The organism is Isachenkonia alkalipeptolytica, from assembly GCF_009910325.1.
GTDB classification, from domain to species: domain Bacteria; phylum Bacillota; class Clostridia; order Peptostreptococcales; family T1SED10-28; genus Isachenkonia; species Isachenkonia alkalipeptolytica.
In genome coordinates, this window is the sequence record NZ_SUMG01000004.1 from 169,768 (window position 1) to 181,820 (window position 12,053).

The window sequence follows — 12,053 nt, forward strand, 5'->3', positions numbered from 1 at the left end:
TTAAGGGAATAAATTAGGCAAAGCTGTCAGTGGTTGTTATCGTACATCCTTATATTGTAGTTCGTATAAATTGTAATATAAGCCTTTTTCTTTAAGAAGCTGATTGTGATTTCCTATTTCCCGTATACGCCCTTTATGAAGGACAATGATCTTATCACAACTTTGGATTGTAGATAAGCGATGGGCGATAGCAATGGTGGTTTTTCCTTTGATGATTTTTTGCATAGCGTCTTGAACCAACTCTTCTGTTTCCGTATCAATATTGGAGGTGGCCTCATCCAGTACCAGTACCGCCGGGTTAAACGCCAAAGCCCGGGCAAAGGCCAACAGTTGTTTTTGTCCCGAGGATAAGGTGGCCCCCCGCTCCATTACCGGTTCGTCGTATCCATTAGGGAGTCTTTCAATAAACCGGTGCAGGTTTACATACTTGGCGATTTCTTTGATTTTTTCCCGGGAGATGTTGGGATTATCCAGAGAAATATTTCCTTTAATGTCCCCGGCAAACATGAACACATCCTGCAAAACTATTCCGATGTTCTCCCGAAGATCGGTAATGGAAAGGTCCTTAATATTGACACCGTCGATTAAAATTTCCCCCTTTTGAATATCGTAAAAACGGGCCATCAGGTTAATAATGGAAGACTTTCCGGCACCGGTAGCTCCTACGAAGGCGATGGAGTCCCCGGGCTTGATTTTAAAGCTAACGTCTTTAAGTACCCATTCATCCTCATTATAGGCAAACCATACATTTTTGAACTCAATCTCTCCACGAAAGAATTTTAAGGGTTTAGGGTTCTCTGGGTTTTGTATAGTGGACTCCGTATCCAAGAGCTTGAAAATTCGCTCTGAGGAGGCCATGGAGGACTGGAGAACGTTATATTTTTCCGTTAGGTTGTTGATCGGCTGGAAAAACTGTTTAATATAATTGATAAAGGCAAAGAGAATACCGAACTGTATATTGCCTTGGACCACCTGACCGCCTCCGTACCAAATAATAATGGCAAAGCCGAGAGACCGTATAATCTCCATGGATGGTCTATATACGGCGAAAATGAATACTTCCCGTTTGTTTGCAGCTAGGAGTTCCTCGTTGGTTTTATTGAATTTATTAAACTGCTGAGTTTCCCGTTTAAAGGTTTGAATGGTTTTCATTCCGGTGAAGTTCTCACTTAAGGAAGCATTGATTCTTGCAAGCTTTAGTCGGACCTGTCGGTAGGCATCTCGGACCTTCAGTCGAAACAAATAGGAGGATAGGAGCAGCACCGGCAGCACTAAGAAAGTCAAAAGAGCCAGTCGAAAACTCATGGTAAGCATGACGATGACCACCCCTAAAAGGATGAAAATATCCTTGAAAAAGCTTACCAATACCTCGGTATACATCTGATGAAGGGTTTCCGTGTCGTTGGTGATTCTTGTTACCAGCCGTCCCACCGGGTTTTTATCGAAAAAGCGTAAGGACATGTTCTCCACATGGGTAAACAATTGTTGGCGGATATTGTAGATGATTTTATTGCTGGCATAATTCAGGGCATACACTTGAATGTAGTTCATGATAAAAGCACTAATGATTAGTGCGAGAAAGATCCAGCCGATGCGCCACAAATTGCTGATATCCTCGGCTCGAAAATCCTGTATGGCTTCGTCGGACAGTAGAGAAGCGGAAATTTCCCGGTCTTCAAAGACTAAATAGTCGCCATTCCCCGACTGGAAGGTTCCCGGCACATCCACATTTCCTAAAAATTCATCCAATAAATATATTTCTCCTTCGATCCGTACTAATTGAGCCATGGAATCATAACCTTCTTCGGGATCCTCGATGTAGTAATAATGGCCGTCGTACTCCGTACCTCCTTCAGTCACCGGCTCATCATAAACATATAAAGGACGGTCGTAAACATTGATATGTTCGTCTATGGCCACTTGGATAAAGTAGGGTCGGGCAAGTTCCACACCGGCAATGAAAACCAGTAGTAAAACACACAGGGCAATGATTTTCCAATAAGGCTTCGCATAGCCGAGAAGTCGTGCCATTAATTTTGAATCGTAGGCTTTCCCGAGAGTTTCTTCTTCGTGATAATTGCTCATGTTTACACCTCCTAATCTTCTTTTGTAATTTCTTCTTCCAGTAACTGTTTTTCATATAGTTCGAAGTAAAGGTTTTTATTTTTCAACAGTTCATCATGGGTGCCTTCCTCTAAAATCTTTCCGTCATCCAGTACTATGATTTTGTCGCAGTCCTTGATCGTCGAAATTCGATGGGCAATCAAGATGCTGGTTTTTTCTTCCATTTCCTTCTCCAGGTGTGCAAGAATTTTCTCCTCGGTATCCGTATCCACGGCGGAAAGAGAATCATCCAAAATTAGGATTTGGGGATCTTTAATTAGGGCCCGGGCGATGGAAATTCGTTGTTTTTGTCCACCGGAAAGAGTCACTCCCCGTTCTCCCACAAAGGTTTCATACCCCTCGGGGAAGTCCAGGATATTTTCGTGAACCTGGGCGATTTTTGCCACCCGCTGCACTTCCTCCCGGGAAGCTTCATCCACACCGAAGGCGATGTTATCGGCGATGGTGGTGGAAAACAGGAAGCTGTCCTGGTCCACATAGCCGATATGCTTTCGAAGGGATTCGATTTTAATCTTTTCGATAGGGAGTCCGTCGATTTGGATTTCCCCCTCCTGGGCTTCAAAGAGGTGTAATAGAAGGCTGGCCACGGTACTTTTTCCACTGCCGGTACGGCCGATGACACCGATATTGCTTCCTGGAGGAATATCCAGACTAAAGTTTTCCAGGGCGTATTCGTCGGTGTCGGGAAACTTAAAAGAGGTATTGATAAATCGAATATTTCCTCGGGGGTTCTCTATACTTACCGCATCTTCCCGGTCAACAATTTCTGGTTCTACATCCAAAATGGTGTTGATCCGTGCCATGGAAGCGGACCCCCGTTGAAGAATATTTACTACCCAACCGGCGGCCATCATAGGCCAGATCAGAAGGGCCAAATAGGAATTAAAGGCGATGAAATCACCGAGGGAAATATCTCGGTTAATAACCAAAGTGCCTCCGTAAACAATAACAATCAAATAACTAAGGGAAGAAATAGCCATAATTAGGGGTTGGAATATCCCGAAAATTTTAATTAGATGCATCTGCTTATTAAAAACGTTTTGGTTTTTTTGGGCGAATTTTTCCACTTCTTTATTTTCCTGAACAAAGGTTTTGACCACTCGGATTCCTGAAAGGTTTTCTTGCACGGTTTCCGTCAGCGAAGAAAAGGACTCCTGGACCTTTCGAAAACGCTGATTAATAATCTTTCCGAAACGTCCTGAGGCCAGTGCCAAGAAAGGCAGTGGAAATAAGGCTAACAGAGTCAGTCGGACATCGGTGGTGAGAAACATCATAATCGTGGCGATCACTGTAATAAAAACTGCATCCACCACCATAACGATTCCCGGGCCCAAGGCCATACGCACCGCGTTGATATCATTGGTGGCATGGGCCATTAAATCTCCGGTTTTACTCTTGTTAAAGTAGTTGGTGGAGAGTTTTAACAGATGGGAAAAAAGCTTGTTTCGAAGCTCAAACTCCAGTTTTTTCGAAGTTCCGATGATAAAAATCCGCCATAAAAAACGGAAGAAGGCCAGTAAAAAACCGATGATCAGTACATAAACACCGTAACGGATAATTTCCGTTCTCCCAACAATGTTTGCTTGTAGTCCGTCGGTAAAGGACCGAAGGATTTCCGGCAGAATTAACTGTAAAATATCCACAAAAATAAGCCATACGACGCCTAATATGTAAGCCCATTTATGCTCGATGAAAAAGTACTTTAAGGTTTTGAAGTTTGATAGCAATATTGTCACTCCCCCAGGTTATTTTGTCACACTAAATAATTTTCATTGTATAATATAAACCCCTACTATGCAAGACCCTGAGTGTATAGGATTTTTTATTTCGAAAGTGGTGAGTCTATGGTATTATAGACTTAGTAAAGGGGGGGGAAGTCATGTATCGAAACATCGATATTATTTGCAATCCCAGTTCGGGAAAACAGAAGTTTCAACAAAATATTCAGGATATAAAAAAAATGTTAGAAAACGAAGGGCGAAAAGTAAAAATATTCTATACAGAAAAAAAATACGATGGCAAGAATTATACCATAGAAAGCTGTAAAGGAACGACGGATCTCATTATTTCTGTCGGAGGAGACGGCACATTAAACGAAGTAGTAAACGGTCTGATGGAATCGGAAAGAAAGATTCCCCTAGCCATTTATCCTACGGGAACGGTCAATGATTTTGCCAGTTTTTTTGAAATATCTACGAAGGTTCAAGATTTTTACCGGATGATTCAGCATGGCCGGGAAAAGTGGGTGGATGCAGGAAAAGCCAATGACCATTATTTTATAAATGTGGCTGCAGGAGGTAAAATCACGGAAGTGGCCCATAAAGTCAGCAGCGACTCCAAAACTATTTTAGGGAGAATGGCCTATATCTTAGAGGGCGCCCGGGATTTTCCGAGAGAAATCTTTAAACCGGTACAGTTGAAGCTGTCAGTCGACGGGGAAATGGTGGAAAGAGAAGTCCTTTTCTTTCTGGTTTCCAATACCCAGTTTGTAGGGGGGTTTAAACAACTGATGAACCGGGCAAAAATCGATGATGGGAAACTGGATTTATTAATGGTGGAAAAGCTTCCGGTAAAGGATTTTTTCAATATTTTTGTAAAAGCTTTTAATGGTAGCCATATAGACCATCCTAAAGTCTATTATAAATATGTAGAGGAAGTTACGATCATGGCGGAACCTGCTATGGAAATTGATGTTGATGGAGAGTACTTAGGAAACACTCCGGCTCAAATTTCTGTAATTAAAAAGGCGGTAAAGATTTTAGTGCCCTAATCACTCCTTTAAATTGAATTTAAATGGACTATCCTAGAAAGGGTATTAAAAAGAAGGGAAATTTGTGTTAGAATGTACTATATATTATTCTAGGAGGACAAAGTATGCTGAAAATAGATCCTGAAAATGAAAATATGGATGTAATTACAGAAATTGAAAGAGAGCTCCGTTATCTTTGTACCATTGTAAAGCAAAAGGGTCGGGAAATGCTTGTGGAATTTGAAATTACCCCTCCCCAATTTCAAGCCCTGCTATATTTGGTTAAGGAAGAGGATCTAACCATCGGAGAGTTAAGTAAGCGAATGTATTTAGCCTGCAGCACCATTACGGATTTAGTGGACCGCATGGAGAAAAATAAAATGGTTAAACGGGTGCGGGATGAGAAGGATCGCCGCGTGGTTCGGGTTGCGGTTTTGGAGAAGGGACATAAAATCATTCAAAAAGTCCTTACTGCCAGAAGAGAATACTTGAGGGATATTTTAAAGGACCTCTCGGAAGAGCAGCAGACCTTTATTTTAAACGGAATTTCTATGGTATATGAACGAACAGATGCGATGAAATAAAGGCATGGTAGATGGACCACTTTGTCGAAAGTACTGTGTAACTAAAGGAGGTATGGATTTATGGTAGGACAAGAAAAAATTGATCGCATTAATGAGCTGGCAAAATTAGCAAAGGAAAGAACCTTGACCGAGGGGGAAGAAAAGGAACGACAAGCCCTTCGAAAGGAATACATCCAAGCGTTTCGAAAGAATGCAAAGCAACAATTTGACCGAATAAAGATCGTCGATTAGTGTGACTAGGGAAAGCCGGGGGGAAGTCTCTGGCTTTTTATTATATTGTTTTTTAATAAAAAGCGCCGGGAGCCAGCTAAATTTATTTAGTTCATTCTCGGGATGTGGATTAGGAGCACTGGAATAAAAGGGAAACCCCGTATTATGTAATAATGTGTTAATATTTAAAAAATATACTTTTGATTTCATGAAATTAGGGTAATATAATAAAAGAGCGGTAGGTCCTTTTTTAAAGGGAAAGACCGTCGCAGCAGGATTTCCCTGTTCATGGATTTTATTAAGGAGAAGAAGAGGTGAATCTATGGAAAAGGAGCCGGAAGAGGTTTCAAAAATTAATACCATTCTTTCCAAGGCGATCACAGCCGTGGAGGAAAGCAAAGAAGAAATTTTTGAAATTACGGAAAACCTTCGCAAGGAGTGCGATGAACTTCAACGGCAGGTAATTCGATTTAAAGAAGAGGCAAAAAATCTTGTGTTACAAGTGGAAAGCCTCGAAGAAAAGGAGCGTATAAGCCGGAAAACCCTGTTAAAGGTCAGTAAGAATTTCGAAACCTATGCCGAGGAAGATATAAAAAAGGCCTATGAACGGGCCAATGATTTGCGACTGCAGGTCCTGGTAAAGCGCCGGGAGGAAAAGGAAATTATCACTAAAAGAAAGGATTTGGAACTTCGTCTGAAGGAGGCGGAGAAAAATTTGAAAAAAGCGGAGAGCCTGACTTCTAAAATCGGTATTGCCCTAGAGTTTTTAGGGGATAATTTTGACAGTGTGATTTCCAGTGCTGAGGGAATTGAAGAAAAACAGGCGATTGGAAAACGCATTATTCTCGCCCAGGAAGAAGAACGTAAGCGAATTGCCAGGGACATTCACGATGGACCGGCTCAGTCTTTATCCAATGTAATCATAAAGTCAGAGCTATGCGAGCGATTGCTTGACAAGGATTTGGTTGAGGCAAAAGAAGAGCTGAAAAGTCTAAAGGAAATTGTTCGGGAGAGCACAAAGGAAGTTCGACGAATCATTTACAATCTTCGGCCGATGTCTTTAGACGATTTGGGATTTGTAGCTATGATAGAGAAGTACTTAGAGGTTTTTCAAGAGGAGTCGGGAATACAAGCGGAGTTTGTGGTTGATTCGAATCAAGGTATTGAAGATTCTGTACGAAACCTTTTCGTCTTTCGAATTACTCAGGAACTCTTAAACAATGTGCGAAAACATTCCGAAGCCACCTTTGTGGAAGTAAGCTTAGACATCACTAAAAATTCCATCCATTTAAGGGTTCAAGACAACGGCAAAGGGTTCAACATGGAAGAAGAATTTGAAGACCCTCGGGGAATAAAAGAAAGTCCGAACACTCACATGAACGGATTGGGATTACAAAGTATTAAGGAAAGAGTAAAGCTATTAAACGGAAGAATCACCTTTGAAAGCAAGGAAGCTATGGGAACAAAGGTCCAATGCGTTATACCGAATGACGTTTAAGGATGGAGAAATATAATGAGCGATAGGAAAGGATGTGGAAACATGATCAAAATACTACTTGTGGATGATCATTTACTGGTACGTCAAGGGATTAAAAAAATTCTGGAATTAGAAGAGGATTTCCAGGTTGTGGGCGAAGCCGGAAACGGAGAAGAAGCCTTAGAGATATTAAAGGAGATGAAACCGGACATTGTTTTGCTGGATATTAATATGCCCGGACTAAACGGTATCGAAACCTTACGACAAATTAAAGCCATGGAAGACCGGCAAAAAGTGATCATGCTAACTTTTCACGAGGAACGGGAATATCTGATTGAGACCATTAATCTTGGGGCGGAGGGTTACATTTTAAAAGATGCGGAAAGTGACAGCTTAATCCGAGGCATCCGGGATGTAAACAAAGGGGGTTCCTACGTCCATCCGAGCATCGCCGGCGAACTGGTAAAAACTCATAAGAAAGATAAGCCGGAAGTAAATCAGGATTTAGAAGCTCTGAAAAAACTGACCCGAAGGGAAAAGGAAGTTCTGAAACTGATTTCCCAAGGAATGAACAATCGGGAAATCGCCAACACCCTGTTCATCAGTGAAAAAACCGTAAAAAATCATGTGTCCAATATCTTCAAGAAAATCCATGTAAATGACCGGACCCAGGCAGCCATATTTGCCTTGAAAAATCAACGGGATCAATAACCGATCCAAAGGGAGGACTTATGAAAAAAGACTTATTCTTCAAGCAGGAAAGTTTATGGAAGGCTTTAGACGATGAAAAACTTAAAGAAGCACAGGATTTCGGAGAGTCCTACAAAAGTTTTATTGACGCCAGTAAAACCGAACGAAAATGTGTAAAAGAGATCATCCGACAGGCAAAGTCCCGGGGCTTTGTTTCCTTTGAGGAAACCCTAAAGGATAAAAAGGCTTTGCTTCCCGGGGATAAGGTATACTTTATGAATAAAGAGAAAGCGGTTATCTTAGCAGTCATCGGAAAAGAAGCCATGGAATCCGGAGTGAATATTATCGGCACCCATGTGGACAGTCCGAGACTGGACTTGAAACCCTTTCCCTTTTACGAGGACAAGGAATTGGTCTTGGCCAAAACTCATTATTACGGCGGTGTAAAAAAATACCAATGGGTTACCATGCCCTTAGCAATGCACGGGGTAATCACAAAGGAAAACGGTGAACTTTTGGAAATCACAATCGGTGAGGACCCTTCGGATCCTATTTTGATGATTTCTGACCTGTTGCCTCATTTATCCAAGGATCAGATGAATAAAAAAATGTCTGAAGGCATAACCGGTGAAGGGTTAAATGTTCTTTTGGGTAATCAGGCCAGCAAAGAAGGGGAAGAAAAAGAAGCGGTGAAGGCACACTTGCTACAACTGCTAAAAGAGCAATACGATATCACGGAGGAGGACTTTGCCTTTGCAGAGATCCAGCTGGTTCCTGCGGGAAAAGCCAGGGATGTTGGACTGGATCAAAGCATGATTGCCGCCTATGGTCATGATGATCGGGTCTGTGCCTTTGGGGAACTTAAGGCGATTGTGGATCTTGACACTCCGAGAAAAACTGCCATGGCTGTATTTGTGGATAAAGAAGAGGTTGGAAGCATAAGCAATGTGGGGATGGAATCGAAGTTTTTTGAAAACAGTCTGGATGAAATGTTAGCCCTTCAAGAAGGTAGCACCAGACTTAGTGTTCGCCGAGCCTTGAATAACTCCAAAGCTTTGTCCGGGGATGTAATGTCCGCCTTTGATCCGAATTTCCCGGAGGTGTTGGATCCGAAAAACTCCTGTTACATGGGAAGAGGGGTGAATATCAGTAAGTACACCGGTTCTCGAGGAAAAGGAGGCTGCAATGATGCCAACCATGAATTCTTAGCACAACTTCGAAGTACCTTCAACAACCATGATATTCATTGGCAGATGGGGGAGCTTGGGAAAGTGGATCAAGGAGGAGGCGGAACCATTGCCTACATTATCGGGAATTATAATACAGAGGTAGTAGACTGTGGCGTTCCCGTACTTAGTATGCATGCTCCCATGGAGATCATCAGTAAAGTGGATTTATACATGACCTATCTTGCTTATCGAGGGTTTTATTTATAATTCGGTAAGAATTAAACATATAAAAAGGCCGGGATCCCCAGAGGGGAGGTTCCCGGCCTTTTTATGGAAATCAAAATAGTCAAAGGATTATTCGTAATGGGGGTTTACATGAATCAAAACATCCTTGACTTCCTCATTATGGGAAAGAATATTCTGCTTGGTTCGGGCAGAGATGGCATGTCCCTGTTCTACGGAAATATGGGGAGATACATTGATCTTCATATCCACTAAAAGCATGGAACCATAACGGCGTACCTTTACTTCGGAAACAGCCAGCACTCCTTCATCGGTCTTAGCCGCTTCGGTAATATTATTTAATACTTCCGGAGGAGGAGCAGAGTCCATCAAATCATGAATAGCGTCGATATAAATCGAAATGGCGGTTTTTAGTATCAACATAGCCACAACGATTCCGGCTAAAGGATCCATAAAAGGAAATCCCAAAACCGCTCCCGTAATTCCAATCAGCGCTGCAATGGAAGAAATGGCATCGGAACGTTGATGCCAAGCATCGGCAATCAACGCAGCGTTTCGATACTTGCGGCCTACACGGATGGTATACTGGTAGAGTCCTTCTTTGATTCCGATGGATATCAGGGCCACAACAATAGCTGAAACACCGGGGATGCCGATTTCATCAGCCAGCAGTATTTGAAAAGCTTCATATCCGATGAATACTGCGGTGATCATTAAAATAATTGCAATGATTTTCGAGACAATGGATTCTGCCTTATGATGGCCGTAGGGATGGGACTGGTCCGGAGGTAAATGGGCTATTTTCACTCCTTTAATAACAATAAGGGTTCCGATGAAATCCGAGGCAGAGTGTACCGCATCCGCCATTAAGGCTGCACTGCCGGCGATGTATCCGATGAATCCTTTTAGAAAGGTTAGTAAAATATTTCCCATTAAACCTAAGTAAGAGGCTTTTCGGGAGGCTTTATAACGAACTTCTTCTCGCAAAACGTCACCTCATTTTCCGATAGCTTGGATTTTAAAATATCTTGCATCACAAAGTTTAAGCAAACTAATTAAGTTGTATATTGTGTTTTAATAGCAGGATGTAATGAAAGCCACAAGCTTCAAATGTATATTATATAACCGGGATTTTCCCTTTAAAACAGGAATAATGAAAAAAAACCTCTAGTTAAGTTCTAGGAGGTTGTAAAACAAAAAAACTATAGATATTTTATGGTGCCGCGGAAGGGACTTGAACCCTTACGATGATAACATCGGCAGATTTTGAGTCTGCTGCGTCTGCCTATTCCGCCACCGCGGCTGAAATCTAAAAAAATGATAACATGATCCCGGGGCAATGTCAAATAAATTCTCATTTCTACGGAGGGGAAATTTGTGATAATATAGATCAGAGAGCACGGGAACAAATTCAATCAAAATGAAGTCTAAATAGTATAGATCTTCGGAAAGGAGTTGCCATTGAACATTGAAGAGGCCAGACTTATCAAACAGTCCCAGCAAGGAGATATGAATAGTTTTGAAAAATTGATCCTCCGCTATCAGGATCAGGCCTATCGAACGGCCTATGGAATGCTTGGAAATGCCGAAGATGCTAAGGATGCAACCCAAGAATCCTTTATTAAGATGTACAAATCCCTGAATAAATTTAAACTCCAAAGCAGCTTTTCCACTTGGATGTATCGAATTGTGCACAACACCTGTCTGGATATACTACGAAAAAGGAAAAGACGGGAGGAAGTCCCTATGGAGACGAAAAACAGTTCCGAAAGTGAAGGGTATGAAATCCCCTTGAAAGATACAGGGGATGGTCCGGAGGAACTACTGGAGTATCAATTTGTCAAGGGGGAAGTGGAAAAAGGAATCTTGGAACTTCCCGTAGAGTATCAGGGAGTTATTGTTTTACGGGATATTGAAGGGCTGTCCTACGAAAAAATTGCAGAAGTACTGGATATTTCCCAGGGAACCGTAAAGTCCCGATTAAATAGAGGAAGAAAGCAATTACGAAATAATTTAAGCGACCTTCTACAGAACGACTAGAAAGGAGGAGGAACCATGAACTGTAAAGAATTCGAAAACAGTATATCCTTATATATTGATGAAAAATTAAATGATGATGAAAAAACCGCCTTTCTAGCTCATAAAGACCATTGCAGCCACTGTGACAGAGCCCTGGAAAACACTGAGAAAATGGTGGGTAGTCTTCAGGAATTAAAAGACTTGAAGGCACCGGAAGGCCTGAGCAAAAGTATCATGGCTACCTTGGAGCAGGAAGAGGAGAACAACCCGCGGGAGGACGTTGATCAATACTTGGAGGAAAGTTCAGGAAGAAATCATAAGAAATGGTTTATAAAACAGTTGCCCTGGATGAAAAAAATTTCTTTGGCCGCAGTAATGGTATTGATAATTACCTCTGCAGTAATTCTTACGACAGACCGGTTTCCGGCTCCGAGAGAGGATGAGATGACAGTGATGGAAAGTGCTGACGACGACGCAGGGATTACCTCGATGGACGAGGAAGAAAGTATTTCTCCAGAGGAGGCAGCTCCTGAGGAAGCGGTGGAGGAAGAACCCCCGGCGGCAATGGAGGAAACGGTAGAACCGGAAGAAAGAGATGGGGATACTTCCGAAACCTTTGGAAGGGACACCTTTGGGATGGAATACGGGAAATGGATCGTGATATTACTGGGAATCGGGGTAATAAGCGTAATAGGGGTTCTTCGAAAGGATCGAAAAAAGTGATCTATAGAATTGAATTTCAAGAAATCGACCAAGGGATTATGAGAGATAAAATATAATAGACGAGA

At 42.0% G+C, this 12,053-nt stretch carries 11 protein-coding genes and 1 tRNA gene; 8 read left to right on the plus strand and 4 right to left on the minus strand.

Annotation, left to right across the window (positions count from 1 at the left end):
* Positions 1 to 36: 36 nt before the first annotated feature.
* Both ISALK_RS05285 and ISALK_RS05290 read right to left on the minus strand, forming a co-directional pair.
* On the minus strand, positions 37 to 2,085 hold the full coding sequence (locus tag ISALK_RS05285) for an ABC transporter ATP-binding protein (protein ID WP_160719869.1): 2,049 nt from the start codon (positions 2,083 to 2,085) through the stop codon (positions 37 to 39).
* An 11-nt stretch (positions 2,086 to 2,096) separates the two neighbouring features.
* Positions 2,097 to 3,851 (minus strand): ABC transporter ATP-binding protein, encoded by a 1,755-nt coding sequence (locus tag ISALK_RS05290; RefSeq protein ID WP_160719871.1) that lies wholly within the window; start codon positions 3,849 to 3,851, stop codon positions 2,097 to 2,099.
* Between the two features lie 152 nt (positions 3,852 to 4,003).
* Here ISALK_RS05290 and ISALK_RS05295 point away from each other — a divergent pair, with 152 nt between their 5' ends.
* The 6 genes from ISALK_RS05295 to ISALK_RS05320 all read left to right on the plus strand — a co-directional run bounded on the left by ISALK_RS05295 (position 4,004) and on the right by ISALK_RS05320 (position 9,270).
* Positions 4,004 to 4,894: a diacylglycerol/lipid kinase family protein gene (locus ISALK_RS05295; RefSeq protein ID WP_160719873.1), complete on the plus strand. Its 891-nt coding sequence runs from the start codon at positions 4,004 to 4,006 to the stop codon at positions 4,892 to 4,894.
* Between the two features lie 104 nt (positions 4,895 to 4,998).
* Positions 4,999 to 5,457 (plus strand): MarR family winged helix-turn-helix transcriptional regulator, encoded by a 459-nt coding sequence (locus ISALK_RS05300; RefSeq protein WP_160719875.1) that lies wholly within the window; start codon positions 4,999 to 5,001, stop codon positions 5,455 to 5,457.
* Positions 5,458 to 5,517: 60 nt separating this feature from the next.
* The gene (locus ISALK_RS05305; RefSeq protein ID WP_160719877.1) at positions 5,518 to 5,688 is read left to right on the plus strand and encodes a DUF896 domain-containing protein; all 171 of its coding nucleotides are present in this window, start codon (positions 5,518 to 5,520) and stop codon (positions 5,686 to 5,688) included.
* 301 nt (positions 5,689 to 5,989) lie between these two features.
* Positions 5,990 to 7,165 carry a sensor histidine kinase gene (locus ISALK_RS05310; RefSeq protein WP_160719879.1) on the plus strand — a complete coding sequence of 392 codons (1,176 nt, stop codon included), beginning with the start codon at positions 5,990 to 5,992 and terminating at the stop codon, positions 7,163 to 7,165.
* 42 nt (positions 7,166 to 7,207) lie between these two features.
* Positions 7,208 to 7,855 (plus strand): response regulator, encoded by a 648-nt coding sequence (locus tag ISALK_RS05315; RefSeq protein WP_236660271.1) that lies wholly within the window; start codon positions 7,208 to 7,210, stop codon positions 7,853 to 7,855.
* Between the two features lie 20 nt (positions 7,856 to 7,875).
* Positions 7,876 to 9,270, plus strand: a complete 1,395-nt coding sequence (locus tag ISALK_RS05320; RefSeq protein WP_160719883.1) for an aminopeptidase — start codon at positions 7,876 to 7,878, stop codon at positions 9,268 to 9,270.
* An 87-nt stretch (positions 9,271 to 9,357) separates the two neighbouring features.
* Here ISALK_RS05320 and ISALK_RS05325 read toward each other — a convergent pair whose 3' ends face one another.
* A complete protein-coding gene (locus tag ISALK_RS05325; protein ID WP_160719886.1) occupies positions 9,358 to 10,233 on the minus strand; it encodes a cation diffusion facilitator family transporter in 876 nt (291 codons plus the stop codon).
* A gap of 229 nt (positions 10,234 to 10,462) precedes the next feature.
* Positions 10,463 to 10,549 (minus strand) — tRNA-Leu (locus ISALK_RS05330).
* A gap of 158 nt (positions 10,550 to 10,707) precedes the next feature.
* Here ISALK_RS05330 and ISALK_RS05335 point away from each other — a divergent pair.
* Together ISALK_RS05335 and ISALK_RS05340 are read left to right on the plus strand one after the other, a co-directional pair.
* Positions 10,708 to 11,286 carry an RNA polymerase sigma factor gene (locus ISALK_RS05335; RefSeq protein ID WP_160719890.1) on the plus strand — a complete coding sequence of 193 codons (579 nt, stop codon included), beginning with the start codon at positions 10,708 to 10,710 and terminating at the stop codon, positions 11,284 to 11,286.
* Positions 11,287 to 11,301: 15 nt separating this feature from the next.
* Positions 11,302 to 11,988 (plus strand): anti-sigma factor family protein, encoded by a 687-nt coding sequence (locus tag ISALK_RS05340; protein WP_160719892.1) that lies wholly within the window; start codon positions 11,302 to 11,304, stop codon positions 11,986 to 11,988.
* Positions 11,989 to 12,053: the final 65 nt, after the last annotated feature.